Below are 18,736 nucleotides of genomic sequence, written 5' to 3'. Positions count from 1 at the left end.
TTAGTTGTTTACAGGGATCACCGCGCCTTTGTATTTGGTGCGGATCCAGTCCTGAATCTCTTTAGAATGCAGCACGTTCACCAGCGCAACGATATCTTTTTTCTTCTCGTCACCGCGGTGCACGGTAATGATGTTGGCGTACGGGTTGTTTTCACCGCTTTCTACCGCAATCGGATCGTGAACCGGGTCCAGACCGGCATCAATCGCGTAGTTGGCGTTGATCACCACCGCAGCGCCTTCGTCGTTGTTGTACATCTGCGGCAGCAGAGAGGCCTCCACATTAGGCGTGAACTGCAGCTTTTTCGGGTTTTCAACGATATCGCTGATGCGCGCGGTCACTTTGTCGATGCCCGGCTTCAGCTTGATGACGCCCTCTTTTTCAAAGATGGAGAGAATACGGCCCTCTTCGGAAACGGCGTCACGCATGATGATCTTGCCGCCTTCCGGCAGATCCTTCAGCGACTTGTATTTTTTGGAGTAGATGCCGATAGGCTCAATGTGGATCGCACCGGCGCTGACAAAATCGTAGTCCTTGTCGCCCGCATGATCTTTCAGCACGCTGTTCAGGTAAGGGATGTGCTGGAAGTAGTTGGCGTCAATGTCACGGCCTGCCAGCGCGGTGTTGGGCAGAATGTAGTCCTGGAACGGTTTGATCTCCAGATCGATACCCTGCTTCGCCAGAATCGGCTTCGCCTGCTCCAGAATTTCGGCATGAGGCGTGTTGGACGCGCCTACGGTCAGCGTGTCGGCCCAGGAGGCAAAGCTCAGGGCGCTCAGGGTTGCGGCGGCGATCAGCGTCAGTGTCTTTTTCATGATGTGGTTCCTGTGTGTATTTATTAGCGTTTATCTAACAGTGAAGTAATGACATCGCCGCAGAACTGGATAATGAAAACGATGATTAAAATGGTCACCGTTGCCACCAGCGTGACGTCACCATGGTTGCGCTGGAATCCTTCCAGATAAGCCAGATTTCCCAAACCGCCGGCGCCAATCACCCCCGCCATTGCGCTGTAGCTCACCAGCGCAATCAGCGTCACCGTAATACCTGAAACCAGTGCAGGTGATGATTCCGGCAGTAAAACCCGAAACACGAGCGTGCTCAGTCGTGCGCCCATCGAGCGCGTTGCCTCAATAACCCCTTTGTCCACTTCACGCAGGGCGATTTCCACCAGGCGTGCGTAGAACGGTGCTGCGCCCACAATCAGCGCTGGCAGAGCCGCGTTTGCCCCGAGGATGGTCCCCACGATGGTTTTCGTGAACGGGATCAGCAATACGATCAAGATGATGAACGGAATGGAGCGGAACACGTTCACCACAATCGAAATGACGCTGTAGACCGTTCGGTTGTGGAACAGGCCGCCGCGCGCGGTCAAAAACAGCGCCAGGCCGAGCACAATCCCAAGAACGAACGTCGCTACGCCGGAGAGCGCGGTCATGTACAGCGTCTCGAGCGTCGCCGCCCAGAGCTGATCCCACTTGAGATGCGGAAAGAGATTCTCAGCCATGTTTAATCACCTCGCCTTCAATATCGCTTTGCTGCAGGTCGGCGAGGATATTGTTCAGTTGTTCATCGGATGCCACGACGTGCACCCAGAGCTGCCCAAAAACGCCGTGGGCGGTTTGCGTCATCTTCCCGTGCAGGATGTTAAACGGCAGGCCGTAGCGCAGCGTTAGCTCTCCGACAATCGGCCTGTGCGTGCTGTGTCCGGTAAAGGTCAGCTTGATCACCGCGCCTTCCAGCTCGGTTGCCAGCTCGGTATTAAAGGTTTCGTCTTCGGCGTACTGGCTCACCTGACGAACAAACTGTTGCGTAATGGGCTGCTGCGGATGGGTAAAGACGCTCAGCACGTCGCCCTCTTCCACCACTTTGCCATTTTCCATCACCGCCACGCGGTCGCAGATTTTGCGCACCACGTGCATCTCGTGGGTGATCAGCACGATGGTGAGCTTGAACCGGCGGTTAATGTCCAGGAGCAGATCGAGGATCTGATCGGTGGTCTGCGGGTCAAGCGCGGACGTGGCTTCGTCGCAGAGCAGCACGTCCGGGTTATTCGCCAGCGCGCGCGCAATGCCGACGCGCTGTTTTTGCCCGCCGCTCAACTGGGACGGGTAGGCATTCTCACGCCCCGTCAGGCCAACCAGCTCCACCAGCTCGGCGACGCGGGCCTGAATTTTGGCCTTTGGCACGCCCGCGATCTGCATCGAGAACGCGATGTTCTCGTTGACCGTGCGCGACCACAGCAGGTTGAAGTGTTGAAACACCATGCTGATTTTCAGGCGCGCCTGACGTAAGGCTTCGCCCTTAGCGGCAGAAATATTCTGCCCGTTGATGGTTACGCTGCCGGTACTCGGTTTTTCCAGACCGTTCAGCAGGCGGATAAGCGTACTTTTCCCGGCGCCGCTGTAACCGATAATCCCGTAAATCTGTCCCTGTGCTATCGTCAAATTGACGTTATCAACGGCTGTGAGCGCCACCTTTCCGTTGTCAAAAACCTTAGAAATATTGCTCAGTACAATCATTCTTATTCGTTATCCGTTCCGCACATGGCGGTTTAGCAGTATGGATGTCCAAATGAGTGTAAACAGGCGTTATCAGGTTTTAAATGAACAAAAAAGAATTTGTTATAACTTTCGGAAATAAACAGCGGATTGAGCGGGTGGGGAGCATTTAGACCAATTTCAGCAATGATTATCTGCCGGATGCATATCTTCCGGTAGATGGCCGCGAAAAACGGTCATTTTTGCAGCATTTCATGCCGATATAGCCATCCTCACATCCAGACAACTTTACGTCTCGCTGTCCTTACATCTGAAAACAGGCTGAATATTCCATTCTGTTCTAAAAGGCAGTGAAACGTTCTTTATTGAGAAATTTTCATGGTCCTATCATCCGGTCATGACCTCACCAAAGGAAATGACCATGACGATCTATCACTCCGTCACCGAACTGATTGGCCGCACGCCGCTTATCCAGCTGCATAAACTGAATACCGGCCCCTGCTCCTTGTTTCTGAAGCTGGAAAACCAAAATCCCGGCGGCTCGATTAAGGATCGCGTTGCGCTGTCGATGATTAATGAAGCCGAGCGCAAGGGCCTGTTGCAGCCGGGCGGCACGATTATTGAGGCAACCGCGGGGAATACCGGTCTCGGCCTGGCGCTGATCGCCGCCCAGAAAGGCTACTCGCTGATCCTGGTGGTGCCGGACAAAATGAGCCGCGAGAAAATTTTCCACCTGCGCGCGCTGGGTGCCCAGGTGGTGCTGACCCGCTCCGACGTGAATAAGGGGCATCCGGCCTATTACCAGGACTACGCTCAGCGCCTGGCCAACGAGCTGCCCGGCGCGTTTTACATCGACCAGTTCAATAATGAGGCCAACCCGCTGGCGCACAGCACCACGACGGCACCGGAACTGTACGAGCAGCTTGACGGCCATATCGACGCCATCGTGGTGGGGGTGGGTTCAGGCGGTACGCTGGGCGGCCTGCAGGCGTGGTTCGCCGAGCACTCACCGCATACCGAATTCGTCCTTGCCGATCCGGCGGGCTCCGTGCTGGCCGATCAGGTTGAGACCGGGCAGTACCGGGAGGCCGGTTCCTGGCTGGTGGAAGGGATTGGCGAAGACTTCATTCCGCCGCTGGCGCACATCGAAGGGGTGAATCGCGCCTGGCGTATCACCGACCGCGAAGCCTTCACCACCGCGCGCGATCTGCTAAAAACGGAAGGCATTCTGGCGGGCTCCTCCAGCGGTACGCTGCTGGCGGCGGCGCTGAAGTACTGCCAGGCGCAGACCACGCCGAAACGCGTTGTCACCTTTGCCTGCGACAGCGGTAACAAGTATCTCTCAAAGATGTTTAACGACGACTGGATGCGCCAGCAGGGGCTGATTACGCGCCCGCAGGCGGGCGATCTCTCCGACTACATTGCCCTGCGCCACGATGAAGGCGCCACCGTCACCGCCGCCCCGGACGACACGCTTTCCACCGTGCTGGCGCGCATGCGCCTGTACGACATTTCCCAGCTGCCGGTGCTGGATAACGGCAAGGTCGTTGGCATCGTTGACGAATGGGATCTGCTGCGCCACATCGGCGGCGACGGCGATCGCTTCTCGCGTCCGGTAACGGCGGCCATGACGCGTCAGGTGGAGTTCCTTGATAAACGGGCACCGGAAAGCGCCCTGAACGCCATCTTCGACCGCGGCCTGGTGGCCGTGATTAATGACAATGACCGTTTTCTCGGTCTGATTACGCGCAGCGACATCCTCACCGCCTGGCGCAACCGTCTACAGCAATAAAGGAATAGATGATGAAAAACCTGGCTACCCTGAGCGTACACAGCGGCGAGTTCAACGACCAGCACGGCGCGGTGATGCCGCCGATATACGCCACCTCGACGTTTGCGCAACCCTCGCCGGGGGAACTTACCGGCTACGAGTATTCCCGCAGCGGCAACCCCACCCGCCACGCGTTGGAAACGGCGATTGCCGAGCTGGAGGGCGGCACGCGCGGCTACGCCTTTGCCTCCGGCCTGGCGGCCATCTCCACCGTGCTCGAGCTGCTGGATAAAGACAGCCATATTGTCGCCATTGATGACGTTTACGGCGGGACGTACCGCCTGATTGAAAACGTGCGCAAGCGCAGCACCGGCCTGCAGGTAAGCTGGGTTAAACCGGACGATTTAGCCGGGCTGGAGGCCGCCATACGCCCGGATACGCGTATGGTCTGGGTGGAAACGCCAACCAACCCGCTGCTGAAGCTGGCGGATCTGGCGGCAATTGCCGACATTGCCCGTCGTCATCACGTCATCAGCGTGGCGGACAATACCTTCGCCTCGCCGGTCATTCACCGTCCTCTGGCGTCGGGATTTGATATCGTCGTGCACTCCGCCACCAAATACCTGAACGGCCATTCCGACGTGGTGGCCGGGCTGGCGGTTGTCGGGGATAACAAGGAACTGGCGGATAAGCTGGGCTATCTGCAAAACGCCGTCGGCGGCGTGCTCGATCCCTTCAGCAGCTTCCTGACCCTGCGCGGGATCCGCACCCTTGCCCTGCGCATGGAAAAGCACAGCGCTAACGCGCTGGAGATTGCGCAATGGCTTGAACAGCATCCTCTGGTCGAAAAGGTTTTCTATCCCGGCCTGGAATCGCATCCGCAATATCAGCTTGCCCGCACGCAGATGGCGCTGCCCGGCGGCATGATTTCTGTCGTGGTCAAGGGTGATGCGCAACGCGCCACCGAGGTGATCCGCAACCTCAAGCTGTTCACCCTCGCAGAAAGCCTGGGCGGCGTGGAGAGCCTGGTGAGCCAGCCCTACAGCATGACCCACGCATCTATTCCGCTTGAGCAACGGCTGGCAAACGGCATTGTACCGCAGCTGATCCGCCTGTCCGTGGGCATCGAAGACGCAAAAGACCTGATCGCCGACCTTAGCCAGGCGCTGCAAAAATAGGCAAAACGCGGCAGGTCACTCCCCTGCCGCCATAAGTTGTCATTATGCCTTAACGCCTTGATAACAATATTATGTGAAACTGCACAGATTATTTCTGAAACACCGTTTCCATTTTCCTTTTATCTTAAAATCAGCGTATAATGCGCGCCAAATCCCTGGTGAATGGTTTCAGCGCTTGGAATACAAAAAACAACGTACAACTTCTCCACTCCTTCGTTGGGCTGTCACTCAGGCACACTTTCTTCTGCACGCTCATTTGATGTCTCCTATCCTTAGTGCGTGTCATATACTCTTTTGCAACACAGGTTTGACTCCGCGGCACTGCGCCCCTGGAGCGAGATTTCCATATCCTTCCCAACTTAAAGACTAAGACTGTCATGAAAAAGACGAAAATTGTTTGTACTATCGGCCCGAAAACCGAATCTGAAGAGATGCTGACCAAAATGCTGGACGCTGGCATGAACGTGATGCGTCTGAACTTCTCCCACGGCGACTATGCTGAGCACGGTCAACGTATCCAGAACTTGCGCAACGTGATGAGCAAGACCGGTAAGAAAGCAGCGATCCTGCTGGACACCAAAGGTCCTGAAATCCGCACCATCAAGCTGGAAGGCGGCAACGACGTTTCCCTGAAAGCGGGTCAGACCTTTACCTTCACCACCGACAAGTCTGTTGTGGGCAACAACGAAATCGTTGCCGTGACTTACGAAGGCTTCACCAGCGATCTCGCCGTTGGCAACACCGTTCTGGTGGATGACGGCCTGATCGGTATGGAAGTTACCGCTATCGAAGGCAAAAATGTTATTTGTAAAGTGCTGAACAACGGCGACCTGGGCGAGAACAAAGGCGTTAACCTGCCGGGCGTTTCCATCGCACTGCCGGCGCTGGCTGAAAAAGACAAACAAGACCTGATCTTCGGCTGCGAGCAGGGTGTTGATTTCGTTGCGGCATCCTTCATCCGTAAACGTTCTGACGTCGTTGAAATCCGTGAGCACCTGAAAGCACACGGCGGCGAAAACATCCAGATCATCTCCAAAATTGAAAACCAGGAAGGCCTGAACAACTTCGACGAAATCCTCGAAGCGTCTGACGGCATCATGGTTGCGCGTGGCGACCTGGGCGTTGAAATCCCGGTTGAAGAAGTGATCTTCGCGCAGAAGATGATGATCGAGAAATGCGTTCGCGCGCGTAAAGTGGTTATCACTGCAACGCAGATGCTGGACTCCATGATCAAAAACCCACGCCCGACCCGCGCAGAAGCAGGCGACGTGGCTAACGCCATCCTCGACGGTACCGATGCCGTGATGCTGTCCGGCGAATCCGCAAAAGGTAAATACCCGCTGGAAGCCGTTTCTATCATGGCGACCATCTGTGAGCGTACCGACCGCGTGATGACCAGCCGTCTGGACTACAACAACGACAGCCGCAAGCTGCGCATCACCGAAGCCGTGTGCCGCGGTGCGGTAGAAACTGCTGAGAAACTGGAAGCACCGCTGATCGTGGTTGCCACTCAGGGCGGTAAATCTGCGCGCGCTATCCGTAAATACTTCCCGGATGCCACCATCCTGGCGCTGACCACCAACGAAACCACTGCCCGTCAGCTGGTGCTGAGCAAAGGCGTGGTTCCACACCTGGTGAAAGAGATCGCGTCTACCGATGATTTCTACCGTCTGGGTAAAGAAGTTGCCCTGCAGCTCGTTGACCAGGGTCTGGCACAGAAAGGTGACGTTGTGGTGATGGTTTCAGGTGCACTGGTACCAGCCGGTACAACCAATACCGCATCTGTTCACGTGCTGTAATAATTCCCGAACGAATTAATTTTTGATAAAAAGCGTCCTGCGGGGCGCTTTTTTTATTCCCGGCATTAGCCAAATCTATTCAAAAAGCAAATCGGGTTTTTCTATTTAATCGCGATTTATCTAAGATGAATCCGATGAAAAATGCCTTTTTTAACATAGCTTTTTCGACAAAAATGCCGAATTCGTTGTTTCTTTGAGCGAACGATCAAAAATAGGCGTATTCCCATCAAAAAAATATTCTCAACCTAAAAAAGTTTGTGTAATACTTGTAACGCTACATGGAGATTAACTCAATCTAGAGGGTATTAATAATGAATCGTACTAAACTGGTACTGGGCGCGGTAATCCTGGGTTCTACTCTGCTGGCAGGTTGCTCCAGCAACGCTAAAATCGATCAGCTGTCTTCTGACGTTCAGACTCTGAACGCTAAAGTTGACCAGCTGAGCAACGACGTGAACGCAATGCGTTCCGACGTTCAGGCTGCTAAAGACGACGCAGCTCGCGCTAACCAGCGTCTGGACAACCAGGCTACTAAATACCGTAAGTAATAGTACCTGTTAATAAAATGGCGCACATTGTGCGCCATTTTTTTTGCCTGTCGTAAACCGCTACTGCGTCACCTTCTCCCCTTCATCTTCAGCTACCGCGGCTGACGCCCTACTGTTCTGTACCGACAACACGCTATTGCTGGCTGATGGGCCGCTACCGGCCGATACCGCAACCGGGATCCCCGCGCGACGCGATAAGGCTTTTTCAATGAGCGCTTTATCGCTGCCCGCCTGAGACACAAAGGTCGCAAAGTCAGCGGAATGGGTTATTGGCGAGATTTGCGGGTTTTCGCCTTCAACCTGCGCCAGCGGACGATGGACTTCGATATAACGTTTACCGTCCGGCTCGGTGGCGTATTTCACCGGCTCGTTGATAATCTGCACCCGCGTCCCCACGCGCACCTGTTCAAACAGGGCTTTGATATCCGGCGCGTTCATGCGCATACAGCCCGAGCTGACCCGCAGGCCCACGCTGTCCGGTGCACTCGTCCCGTGAATAAGATATTCCCCATTACCGATGCCTAAACGCAGTGCAAAGCGCCCTAACGGGTTATTGGGCCCTGCGGGTACTACTGGCGGTAATTTTATTCCCTGCTCCAGCGAGCGGGCTCTGATGCCCGCTGTCGGCGTCCAGGTAGGATTGGGGATTTTCTGACTCACGCGCGTGGTGCTGACCGGCGTTTCCAGCCCAAGCTGCCCGATACCGAGCGGGAACACCTGAACGATATTCTCCCCGGGCGGGAAATAGTACAGCCGTAGCTCCGCCAGATTGACCACGATGCCTTCACGCGGCGTGTCCGGCAGCAGCATTTGTGAAGGGATGGTAATGACGGTACCCGGCGCAGGGTTGACCGGTGCAATAGTATTATTGGTTTCAAGGATAAGCTGCGCTGCAGTATTAAACCGCCGGGCGATGGCCTGCAGCTTATTGTCGCCTTCCTGGATCGTGTAGGTCTGATTTTGCCCAATCAGGCGGCTGCCTGCGGGCGGCAAGGGATAATCTACCGCTCTGGCCGAATTAAGAGCACCGAGCGAACCAAGGAGTAATAGAGTTATTAGAGACGCGCGCTTCATGCTGAGATTCCTTATTCACTGACAGAACGCCAGAAAGCTGAAAAACCAGCGAGGCGGGAACCACCTCGCGAAACAGAATGAATGCTGTCCTGTAAGTCTAGCTAATGATTGCGGCTTTAGCGCGAATGCCGCGAATCATCGCTTCCAGCCCCTGCGACCGGGAGGGAGTGAGGTGTTGGGTCAGCGCCATTTTTTCAAACCACGGGCGAACGTCAAACGCGACGATATCCTGCGCCGACATCTGGTGATAGAGAATAAACACGACAGCGATAAGCCCTTTTACAATGGCGGCATCGCTGTCGCCCTGCAGCTCAATCACGCCGTCTTGTCCCTGCTCCATCACAATCCACACCTGGCTCTGGCAGCCCTGAATAATATTCTCCGGGCTGTGCGCCTCTTCGCTGAGAGGCGGCAGGCGTTGCCCCAGCTCAATAATGTAGAGGTATTTTTCTTCCCAGTTTGCGCAACGCCCAAAGTTGCGCAGCAGTTTGTCTCTGTCCGGCAGTTCTGCCATCGTGTGCCTCTCCGTTAGCCCAGCAGCTGGTGAATACGCTTCAGTCCCGCCACCAGCCGATCGACCTCTTCCGTTGTGTTGTACATCACCAGCGACGCGCGGCACATTGCCGGCACCTGGTAAAACGCCATTAGCGGCATCGCGCAATGGTGGCCCGTACGCACGGCGACGCCGTAGTTATCCAGGAAACTGCCCACGTCATAGGCGTGGTGTTTGCCCAGATTGAAGGCAATAACGCCCTGCCTCTCGGCCGGACCGTAGAGCGTCAGATCCGGCACGCCGGCAAGCGCCTGCAGCGCATAGCGCATCAGCTGCTGCTCGTACGCCTGAATGGCATCCAGCCCAATGGACGTGACATATGAAATTGCCGCGCCCAGCCCGATGATACCGCCGGTATTGGGCGTGCCAGCTTCGAAGCGCCACGGCGCGCGCGCGTAGGTTGTCCCTTCCGACAGGCTGACGGTGGCAATCATCGAACCGCCCCCTTCCCACGGCGGCATTGCCTGCAGGATATCTTCCTTCACATACAGAACGCCAATCCCGGTCGGCCCGTACAGCTTGTGGCCAGAGAAAACGTAAAAATCACAGTCCAGCGCCTGGACGTCAACCGCGTGGTGCATCACCGCCTGAGCGCCATCAATCAGCACCTTCGCGCCCGCCCGGTGCGCCTTCTCGATAATCTCCGCTACCGGGTTTTTCGTGCCCAGCACGTTAGAGACGTGCGTCACCGCCACCAGGCGCGTCTGCGCATCCAGCAGGGCGTCCAGCTGCTCGAGCTGCAGGGTTCCGTCTACATTTAGCGGGATCACCCGCAGCTGGGCACCCACGCGCTCACAGAGCATCTGCCACGGCACGATATTGGCATGGTGCTCCATCTGGGTGATGACGATGTTATCGCCCGCGCGAACCTGCGCGTTGCCCCAGCTGTTCGCGACCAGGTTGATCCCTTCGGTGGTACCGCGCACGAACACCAGCTCTTCCGGCGAGCGAGCATTCAGGAAAGCGGCCACCTGCGTGCGCACGTTCTCCATACGCTGGGTCGCCTCGGCGCTCAATGTATGAATACCGCGATGCACGGCGGCGTAGCCGTGGCGATAGAATTCTGCCTCGGCGTCCACCACCTGATTCGGTTTCTGAGCGCTGGCAGCGCTGTCGAGATAGGCCAGCGGCAGACCGTTCACCTCACGGGTCAGAACCGGAAAATCTGCCCGTACGTTCTCTACGGGAAAACTCATGCTTCGCCTCCAAGACGCTGGCCTATGCGCGCCAGCACCTGCTGTTTTAATACGCCATCGTGCAGCGCTTCCGTCAGCTCGGCGGCAAACGCGTAGATAATCATCTTCTGCGCCGCCTGCCGATCGATGCCGCGGGAGCGCAGGTAGAACATCTGTTCGTCATCGATCCGCCCAACCGTTGCGCCGTGGCTGCACTTCACGTCATCGGCATAGATTTCCAGCTGCGGTTTTGTGTCCACCTCAGCCAGACGCCCTAACAAAAGATTGTTGTTGGTCATCTGCCCGTCGGTTTTGATCGCGTGCTGGGCCACGTTTATCAGGCCGTTAAACACCGCACGGCCTTTATCGCTGACGATGGTTTTGTGCAGCTGACGGCTGTTGCAGTAGCCTTTGTTGTGTTCAAGCCAGGTGCGGGTATCGCACACTTCCGATTTCACCGGCATCGCCAGGCTGTTGATGCGAAGCGTGGTGTTTTCGCCGTTAAGCTGGGTGCTGGTGTTGTGACGCAGCACCGCGCCGCCGAGCAGGAAGCTGTGGCTAAAGGCCGCCGCATCCTGCCCAAGCAAAATATCGTTATGGGCGAAGTGGTGGCTGACCGGATTCTCAAACGCCAGCTTGATATGGTGAAGCTGGGCATTGGCGGCCACGTTCATCGTCAGGCGCGCCCCGGTAAAGTGACGGGTCTCGTTGAGGCTGACGTAATGCTCCAGCACCGTCGCTTCCGCGCCTTCTGCCAGCTCAAGGTGATGACGATAGTGCGCCGTGTTGATCTCATCCCCGTCCAGCCCCTGGGTGATGTGCATCAGCAGCAGCGGTTTTGCGGGGCGCTGATTACGCTTCACGCGGATATGGGTCACGGACCGCGCCAGGCTTTCGGTAAGGTGAAGAAACACGTCTGGCTGGACTGCCGTAGTCAACCCCTGGCGCTCGTCGTTAACGGCGATCTCAAACCCGCTCTCCTGAGCGTCGTCGCTCAGCTCCGGGCGGTACGCACCGTCAACGAACACCAGACGCACTGCGTCGACGGTCAGCGCCAGGGCGTCACGCTGGCTTTGGCCAATCATCGCCGTGCGGGTAACAAATTCGCCGTTCAGCAGGCCGTCAAGCGGCGTATATTTCCAGTTCTCGTGCTTGCGCGTTGGCAACCCCAGGCGCAGCACCTGCTGAAGATGCTGCTGAGCCTGTTCAGACCGGTTTTCACCCTGCGCTTCAAACAGACGATGCCACTGCTGGAGCGCATTACTGCTGTTCGGTAAGCCAGCCATAACCCTGCTCCTCCAGTTGTTTAACCAGCGTAAAATCGCCGGATTTCACAATACGCCCCTGGTAAAGCACGTGGACGTAGTCCGGCTTGATGTAGTCCAGAATACGCTGGTAGTGCGTCACGATAATGAACGAGCGCTTGCCGTCGCGCAGGGCGTTCACCCCGTCGGCGACAATTTTCAGGGCGTCGATATCCAGCCCGGAGTCAGTCTCATCGAGAATGCACAGCTCGGGCTCAAGCACCGCCATCTGCAGAATATCGTTACGCTTTTTCTCGCCGCCAGAGAAGCCGACGTTAACGGAGCGGGTCAGCAGATCTTCCGGCATTTTCAGCAGCTTGATCTTCTCTTCCATCAGGTCCTGGAAGTCGAAGCGGTCCAGCGCGTCCAGGCCGCGGTACTTCCGCACCGCGTTCAGCGCCGTCTGCAGGAAGAACTGGTTGCTGACGCCCGGGATTTCCACCGGATACTGGAAGGCCATGAAGATGCCCTCTCCGGCGCGATCTTCCGGCGACATGTCCAGCAGGTCTTTGCCGTTAAACTCGACCGTGCCGCTCGTCACTTCATAATCTTCACGTCCTGCCAGCGTCGCCGAAAGCGTACTTTTCCCGGAGCCGTTTGGCCCCATGATGGCGTGAACTTCACCCGGCTTGACCTCAAAATTGAGACCGCGCAGGATCTCTTTGTCTTCCACGCTAACCTGTAAATCTTTAATACTTAACATGTACTTTCCTTAACCGACGCTGTGTTCAAGACTAATGGCGAGGAGTTTTTGTGCTTCAACGGCGAATTCCAGCGGCAGCTCAGAGAACACGTCCTTACAGAAGCCGTTCACAATCATTGAAATGGCATCTTCTTCGCTGATCCCGCGCTGCAGGCAGTAGAAGAGCTGGTCTTCACCGATGCGCGACGTGGTCGCCTCGTGCTCAAGCTGGGCGCTGTTGTTGCGGCATTCCACATACGGGAAGGTGTGCGCGCCGCAGTCAGCGCCTATCAGCATGGAGTCACACTGGGTGAAGTTACGCGCGTTGGTCGCCGTCGGCATGATTTTCACCAGCCCGCGGTAGCTGTTCTGGCTATGCCCGGCTGAGATCCCTTTCGAGATGATGGTCGATTTGGTGTTTTTACCGATGTGGATCATCTTGGTGCCGGTATCGGCCTGCTGATGTCCGCTGGTCAGCGCCACCGAGTAAAACTCGCCGATGGAGTTATCCCCGCGCAGAATGCAGCTCGGGTATTTCCAGGTGATGGCGGAGCCGGTCTCGGACTGCGTCCAGGACATCTTGCTGTTTTCGCCTTCGCACAGCGCGCGCTTGGTGACGAAGTTCAGGATGCCGCCGGTATTACCATCGCCCGGGAACCAGTTCTGCACGGTGGAGTATTTTACTTCAGCATCCTTGTGAATGATGACCTCCACCACCGCCGCGTGCAGCTGATAGCTGTCGCGTACCGGAGCGGAACAGCCCTCGATATAGCTGACGTAGCTGCCTTCATCGGCCACCAGAATGGTGCGTTCAAACTGGCCGGTTTTTTCCGCGTTGATGCGGAAATAGGTCGACAGCTCCATTGGACAGCGCACGCCTTTGGGCACGTAGATAAAGGTTCCGTCGGACGCCACCGCCGCGTTGAGCGCCGCAAAGAAGTTATCGTTGCTCGGTACGACGGTGCCGATGTACTTTTTCACCAGTTCCGGGTGGTCGTGGATGGCTTCACCGAAGGAGCAGAAAATGATCCCCTGCTCCGCCAGCTTCTCGCGGTACGTTGTTGCCACCGAGACGGAGTCAAAAATGGCGTCAACCGCCACCTCTTTCCCCTCTCGTACGGGCACGCCAAGCTGGTTAAAGGCCTCTTCAACCTCTTTGCTCAGGAAGCTGTTGTCGGCTCCGGTTTGCTGCACCGCGCCGGGCTGCGAGGCGCAGGTGTCGTCACAGCTGCCGCAGGACGGCGCGGAGTAGTAGCTGTAATCCTGATAGTTCAGCTTGTCATAGTGCGCCTTCAGCCAGTGCGGCTCGTCCATTTCGAGCCAGGCGCGGAAAGCGCTCAGGCGAAATTCGAGCATCCACTCTGGCTCGTTGCGTTTAGCCGAGATGGCGCGCACGACATCTTCGTTGATGCCTTTGGCCAGCTCGTCGGTCTGCAGCTGCGTGAAGAACCCTTCTTTGTAATTAAGGTGTCCGCCGCCCCAGGTATTTACATCACTCGTTGCTTCAGTATTACGAGACATAGTACCGCCTATACCCCAAAGCTTTCGCCGCAGCCGCATTCGTTCTGGGCTTTCGGGTTATGAAATTTGAATAATTGATTTAAGCCTTCACGCACGTAGTCCACTTCAGTGCCGTCGATGAAGGGCATCGCCTGAAGCGCGACGTACAGCTTTGCGCCGTCGGTTTCAAAGACCAGATCGTCTTTTGCGGGCTCTGTAACCGTATCCAGCACGTAGCCAAAACCCGCACAGCCGGTTTGCTTCACGCCCAGACGCACGCCAAGGAGATCGGGGTTTTTCGCTACCAGCTCGTGGATATGCGCCGCAGCCGATGGCGTGAGCGTGAGGCCGCGCCAGGCGAAATCGGCCGGATTGAAGGTTTCTGAATGTAATTCCATAGGTCCACCTCGTGTAATAAGCCTCAGGGGCATAACACCATGTTAGTGATAACGATTATCACTTCAACCCCTTGCGAGCAGGGGCTTTAGGCTAAACCGCCCTTTTTGGCTGCTTTTACTAAGCATAGACCCTGTCAGAAGATGCGGGCGGGATGGACGTAATTGTTCAATGCATTGATAAATAATGGATTTTGTTAACTTAATCGGCGTGATAAGTAGAAAGGTAAAATATGCATCGGAAATGCCTATTTTTGAGATAGATTTTTGACTTTCTGCGAAATCAGGCAAGTACTGTTAAATCAGCAGGTTAGTTTTTACGGGTGCGGATAATACCGGACAAAAGCACCACCAGCCATGATTGCAATAATGAGGAATGCTTCTGACGGGTTCGCGTATAGCATCGCCAGCACTTCAGGCAGTCAGCGTTTGTTCAGAAAAAAGCCTGCGGGATGGCGGACACAGAGAGAATGAAAAACCCCGGTATGTAAAACCGGGGTTGATGCTGACTACGATTTAAAGTCCGCTTTCTGCTGCGGCCTTTGCCTGGGCAACTGCCCCGGCACTAAATATTGGATGCTCGTGATTGTTCGTGACGTCACGAACGCGATAGATTTTCCATGCATCATCTTCCCGACGAAGAAATACTTCAAGGTGTATGCTTCTCCCGCCGCCAGTTCCCTCAGTTACCTGGACGACTTCACCGTTTAAAAATGGCCTTCCGTCTTCCACGCGTAATGCAGGTATCCATTGGCGAGAGTAATCCTGGGTATACGTAAAATAGTCAGACTCAATTAACTCTTGTTCAGAGATTTCCTGTATGGCGCAGATGCGAGCAACAGTATCAGCAGAAACATATTTACGCAGTTCGTCGGCAGGATAAATCCTGGCTTCATCGCTGCCGAATGCGGAAAGATAGGATCTATAAAATGATTCGGTAACGTCTTGCGCACTCCGATCTCGATTGGCAGCCGAACTACATCCCACCAACAAAATAACGAATGATAAAAATACTCTTTTCATCAATGCATCCTGTAAATTTTAAAGGATGGTTGCATTTTGCGGTACCCAGGCCCCGGATACATGCTTTTTTGAACAAAGTCGGAAATCCAACGCGTGCCGTCATACATGGTCATGTGACCTATGCCATTTCCACCGGGGTAAGGCTGTATCACAGCCACATCGCCAGAAATTAACGTTGAACCGGGCGGCAGTTCACTGAATCCTGCACGCAATAACTCCGCCCCATAATCTTTTGCGTAATCTGTGTTAGATACTTTAACCCCCCCAGCCAGGATGGCCAGGCGGGTAAACTTAGCGCATTCACTATGCGAGTGCCCCAGGGCGTGCGATCTGAGATACGAAATAGCAACGTCTTTATTCCAACTCATTCTTAGTTCCTTTAAGTAAGTAAGAATGAAATTATCACGTTAACCCTTTATTTATTGTGGATAAAAAATGCCTATTCTTTAGAGAGATTTTGCGCAGGTTAATCGAGGAGGAGTAAAAACAAAAAAGGCCCTCACGGACCCCTTAAATCAATGGTGGAATGAAACCGAGAACCCCTGTTCGCGCCAGTGGTCAAGCTGTTCCTGCTGACGAGGCGAAGGCGGCTGTCCCGTCCAGACAAAGATATTTTGCCCAGGGAAGAGTTCTGGTCGAGGTGAATCGATAGGTTCAGCCAAAACGTCAATATGCCAGCCTTTATGGGCAAGGCGCGCAGCCTCGAGCCACAGATGGGTGCGGTCATCACACTCCCAGCCAATCAGCAGCGCATCTTTGCCGGCCTTTTTGCGTGATTCCGCAAGGCTGGCAATGGCAAACTCAATCAGCACGCCGTCAAGCAGGCTCGCCATATGACGCACCGTGTTTTGGTCCTGATTCATTCGCTGACGAACGGGAGTGATAATATTATCGATAAGCGCATCCATCGAATGATCGCGACGAAACTCACCTATTTTGGCACGCAGCCTCGCCGGGCTGGCGTAACGCAGAACCGTTAACATCTCTTCCTGGAACGTTGCCCAGTTGCCCTGGGTCATCACTTCCTTGTTTTCCAGCAAGGCTTTTACTTTTCCGACCGAGACGCCGCTTTTCATCAGGCGCTTGATCTCTTCAATCCGCAGGATATCCTCGTCGTCAAACTGACGATGACCCCCTTCGCTGCGTTGCGGCTTCAACAATCCATAACGGCGCTGCCAGGCACGCAGCGTAACGGGGTTGATACCGCATCGTTCGGCCACTTCGCCGATACTGTAATAGGCCATTAACTCCCTCACGCTCAATACTTCCATACCCAACCAAACCAACCTTATCAGATTGTACAAACCATTTGTATAACTAACGCCTCGTTCTGAGACAAGGGGATGGTGGATAAAACCATCCACTCGTTAATACATTGTTGTATAAATTTGACCGTTCGTACAGATACCCCGGAAGGATAACGTACAACTTAGTCAAAATCCGAACTTTTTCTCAGGCCAGGCAATGGCAGGAATACCGCCCAGCCGAGGGCTGGCAAATAGGTTGCCCTGAAACTGCGAAATACCCGCCGACTCGAGCCACATCCACTCTTCAGGCTTCTCTACGCCCACGGCGCAGAACTGAATTTCAAGCGACGCGCAGCATTTGATGATCGCCTGAACGATCGCCTGCCGTGGGCCGCTCTTGTGGACATCGGCAATCAGATCGCGATTAATCTTAATTCTGTCCGGCTGGAACTGCGCCAGCAGCTGCAGCCCGGCAAAACCCGCCCCGAAGTGGTCGATCGTCACGCTGATGCCCGCGCTTTTTAACTGTCGTACGGAGTGGGTGAACTCGTCGAAGCGCGAAATGGCTTCGCTTTCCGTAAACTCCACCACGATCTGCTCCGGCACAAAGCCATTCGCTTCGATGGCGGTCAGCAAAAAGTCCGCTGCATTTGGCACGTTTACGATCGTCATCGGCAGCAGGTTGAGCGAGAGCGTTTGCTCCTGCAGGCCAAGCGCGCTGGCCATCGAGAGCGCAATCTGTTTGCTTTTCAAATCCGCTGTATACACATCTTCACGCGGCAGAGCGTCAAAATAGGCGGCAGGCGATTCGCCGGAACGGGTGCGAATAAGCGCTTCCCAGGAGACAACCTGCTGCATGAAGGGATCGACAATAGGCTGGAAAGCAAAACTGCAGTCCGCCCCTTTCGCAACCACTTCCGGCTGTAAGGACAGCGGCGTCTCCTCAGGGATAAAGTCCCAGGAATTTGCCTCAGGCAGCTCAAAATAGTTCGCTTTTTCTGTCGCTTCGACAAAGGTACGGAAAAACTGCAAAGCCCGATCGTTATAGGTCAGCTGATACTTTGTCGTGCCCTTATCCAGCACCTGCTGCAGCACTTCGTCTCTGTCGTACTTACGCAGATCGAACAGCTCCATTCCCACGTTGCCGAAGCGGCGGTTAGGACCATGATCGCTCAATAATTCCACCACATTGTGATGGCGCGTATCGCGGCAAATATTCTGATAGATTGCCGTTACGTCTTCCAGCGGTCCTTCGAGCAGTTGAAAGAAATGTGTGCCGTTAAAAAGCAGGATCCCCGTGACATTGGAATGCCGATTTTTACTGTTTGCAGCAGCTACCATTTCTTCCAGCGCTTTCACTGGAACGTCCTCGCAGATATGACTGCGGTAAATGATGGTCGTTAGCATGCTATTCCTGGGGGTTAATAGGATAAGCCACGATTTTTCGTGGGTAGACTTCTTTTATAGCACATTAATTACCTAACAAATAATTTACATCTCAACAAGTTACCGCAGGTTGGTATGTTTAGGACTGGCGTGTACAACTCTTTATCGCAACCCACTGTTGTACAATATATCCTGTAACGATACCGTAAAACAATACAACTTTAACGCAATGAAAAATAACAATATTATAAAATATATCCAAATAATTCTAAAAATCTGTACATTTTGCATGTACAGATTTAAAAAAAGTGTATACCTTAAATGTAACGTTACTGATTACGGATTTTTACAGGAGCGAAACATGCACCAGAACGGTTATGTCGCAGATTCAGCAGCAGCTATCGCGCAGTACTTCGAAAAAGCCGCGCTTCCTACTCAGCAGGAGACGCTGGGCCAGGTGGTTGTTGAAATTCTTAGCGACGGGCGAAACCTCAATCGCAAATCGCTCTGCACCAAACTCTTAAGTCGACTCGAAAAGGCCGATGGCCCCGAAGAGGAACAGCATTATCACATGCTGCTTGGCCTGCTCTTTGAACGGTAAC

General features: G+C 54.7%; 20 protein-coding genes. 6 read left to right on the top strand and 14 right to left on the bottom strand.

What is annotated here, in order from left to right; all coding sequences use genetic code 11:
* The 3 genes from VPX56_RS09790 to VPX56_RS09780 are packed head-to-tail and all read right to left on the bottom strand — an operon-like array spanning position 1 to position 2,520.
* Positions 1-813 (bottom strand): MetQ/NlpA family ABC transporter substrate-binding protein, encoded by an 813-nt coding sequence (locus tag VPX56_RS09790; RefSeq protein ID WP_010430254.1) that lies wholly within the window; start codon positions 811-813, stop codon positions 1-3.
* A 23-nt stretch (positions 814-836) separates the two neighbouring features.
* A complete protein-coding gene (locus tag VPX56_RS09785) occupies positions 837-1,505 on the bottom strand; it encodes a methionine ABC transporter permease (RefSeq protein ID WP_028017271.1) in 669 nt (222 codons plus the stop codon).
* Positions 1,498-2,520 (bottom strand): methionine ABC transporter ATP-binding protein, encoded by a 1,023-nt coding sequence (locus VPX56_RS09780; protein ID WP_326471404.1) that lies wholly within the window; start codon positions 2,518-2,520, stop codon positions 1,498-1,500. Before VPX56_RS09780 ends, VPX56_RS09785 begins: the two co-directional genes overlap by 8 nt.
* A 400-nt stretch (positions 2,521-2,920) precedes the next feature.
* On the opposite strand from VPX56_RS09780, the gene VPX56_RS09775 reads away from it, so the two are divergent.
* The 5 genes from VPX56_RS09775 to lpp all read left to right on the top strand — a co-directional run bounded on the left by VPX56_RS09775 (position 2,921) and on the right by lpp (position 7,795).
* Entirely contained in the window at positions 2,921-4,291 is a 1,371-nt protein-coding gene (locus VPX56_RS09775; protein ID WP_326471402.1) for a cystathionine beta-synthase, read from the top strand.
* An 11-nt stretch (positions 4,292-4,302) separates the two neighbouring features.
* Positions 4,303-5,448, top strand: coding sequence for a trans-sulfuration enzyme family protein (locus tag VPX56_RS09770; protein WP_326471400.1), 1,146 nt, complete (start codon positions 4,303-4,305; stop codon positions 5,446-5,448).
* Positions 5,449-5,521: 73 nt separating this feature from the next.
* On the top strand, positions 5,522-5,818 hold the full coding sequence (ynhH, locus tag VPX56_RS23060) for a protein YnhH (protein WP_427854509.1): 297 nt from the start codon (positions 5,522-5,524) through the stop codon (positions 5,816-5,818).
* A 7-nt stretch (positions 5,819-5,825) separates the two neighbouring features.
* On the top strand, positions 5,826-7,247 hold the full coding sequence (gene pykF / locus VPX56_RS09765) for a pyruvate kinase PykF (RefSeq protein ID WP_326471398.1): 1,422 nt from the start codon (positions 5,826-5,828) through the stop codon (positions 7,245-7,247).
* A gap of 311 nt (positions 7,248-7,558) precedes the next feature.
* Positions 7,559-7,795, top strand: a complete 237-nt coding sequence (gene lpp / locus VPX56_RS09760; RefSeq protein WP_001082307.1) for a murein lipoprotein Lpp — start codon at positions 7,559-7,561, stop codon at positions 7,793-7,795.
* 60 nt (positions 7,796-7,855) lie between these two features.
* On the opposite strand, the gene ldtE is transcribed toward lpp, so the two are convergent.
* The 11 genes from ldtE to VPX56_RS09705 form a co-directional block, all read right to left on the bottom strand.
* Entirely contained in the window at positions 7,856-8,869 is a 1,014-nt protein-coding gene (gene ldtE, locus VPX56_RS09755; RefSeq protein WP_326471396.1) for a L,D-transpeptidase LdtE, read from the bottom strand.
* Positions 8,870-8,966: 97 nt separating this feature from the next.
* Positions 8,967-9,383: a cysteine desulfuration protein SufE gene (gene sufE / locus VPX56_RS09750; protein WP_263609340.1), complete on the bottom strand. Its 417-nt coding sequence runs from the start codon at positions 9,381-9,383 to the stop codon at positions 8,967-8,969.
* A gap of 14 nt (positions 9,384-9,397) precedes the next feature.
* On the bottom strand, positions 9,398-10,618 hold the full coding sequence (sufS, locus tag VPX56_RS09745; protein WP_326471394.1) for a cysteine desulfurase SufS: 1,221 nt from the start codon (positions 10,616-10,618) through the stop codon (positions 9,398-9,400).
* Positions 10,615-11,883 carry a Fe-S cluster assembly protein SufD gene (gene sufD, locus VPX56_RS09740; protein WP_131634433.1) on the bottom strand — a complete coding sequence of 423 codons (1,269 nt, stop codon included), beginning with the start codon at positions 11,881-11,883 and terminating at the stop codon, positions 10,615-10,617. Before sufD ends, sufS begins: the two co-directional genes overlap by 4 nt.
* A complete protein-coding gene (gene sufC / locus VPX56_RS09735) occupies positions 11,858-12,604 on the bottom strand; it encodes a Fe-S cluster assembly ATPase SufC (protein WP_131634432.1) in 747 nt (248 codons plus the stop codon). The genes sufD and sufC overlap by 26 nt, the downstream gene beginning before the upstream one ends.
* Before the next feature lie 9 nt (positions 12,605-12,613).
* Positions 12,614-14,104, bottom strand: coding sequence for a Fe-S cluster assembly protein SufB (sufB, locus tag VPX56_RS09730; protein WP_131634431.1), 1,491 nt, complete (start codon positions 14,102-14,104; stop codon positions 12,614-12,616).
* An 8-nt stretch (positions 14,105-14,112) separates the two neighbouring features.
* A complete protein-coding gene (sufA, locus tag VPX56_RS09725) occupies positions 14,113-14,481 on the bottom strand; it encodes a Fe-S cluster assembly scaffold SufA (RefSeq protein ID WP_131634430.1) in 369 nt (122 codons plus the stop codon).
* 513 nt (positions 14,482-14,994) lie between these two features.
* A complete protein-coding gene (locus VPX56_RS09720; RefSeq protein WP_131634429.1) occupies positions 14,995-15,501 on the bottom strand; it encodes a YqhG/Tai3 family protein in 507 nt (168 codons plus the stop codon).
* Positions 15,501-15,869, bottom strand: a complete 369-nt coding sequence (locus VPX56_RS09715; RefSeq protein WP_326471389.1) for a hypothetical protein — start codon at positions 15,867-15,869, stop codon at positions 15,501-15,503. The genes VPX56_RS09720 and VPX56_RS09715 overlap by 1 nt, the downstream gene beginning before the upstream one ends.
* Before the next feature lie 147 nt (positions 15,870-16,016).
* Positions 16,017-16,745 carry a MerR family transcriptional regulator gene (locus VPX56_RS09710; protein ID WP_131634427.1) on the bottom strand — a complete coding sequence of 243 codons (729 nt, stop codon included), beginning with the start codon at positions 16,743-16,745 and terminating at the stop codon, positions 16,017-16,019.
* Positions 16,746-16,934: 189 nt separating this feature from the next.
* Positions 16,935-18,155 carry a diguanylate phosphodiesterase gene (locus VPX56_RS09705; RefSeq protein ID WP_131634426.1) on the bottom strand — a complete coding sequence of 407 codons (1,221 nt, stop codon included), beginning with the start codon at positions 18,153-18,155 and terminating at the stop codon, positions 16,935-16,937.
* A gap of 340 nt (positions 18,156-18,495) precedes the next feature.
* Here VPX56_RS09705 and ycgZ point away from each other — a divergent pair, with 340 nt between their 5' ends.
* On the top strand, positions 18,496-18,735 hold the full coding sequence (gene ycgZ / locus VPX56_RS09700) for a regulatory protein YcgZ (protein ID WP_148418990.1): 240 nt from the start codon (positions 18,496-18,498) through the stop codon (positions 18,733-18,735).
* The last annotated feature ends 1 nt before the right edge of the window (position 18,736 follow it).

The sequence above is a fragment of the Enterobacter wuhouensis genome (genome assembly GCF_035835995.1).
Lineage (GTDB): Bacteria > Pseudomonadota > Gammaproteobacteria > Enterobacterales > Enterobacteriaceae > Enterobacter > Enterobacter wuhouensis.
Note: the sequence above shows the minus strand (reverse complement) of the source record. Positions and strands in the feature narration are given on the sequence as shown.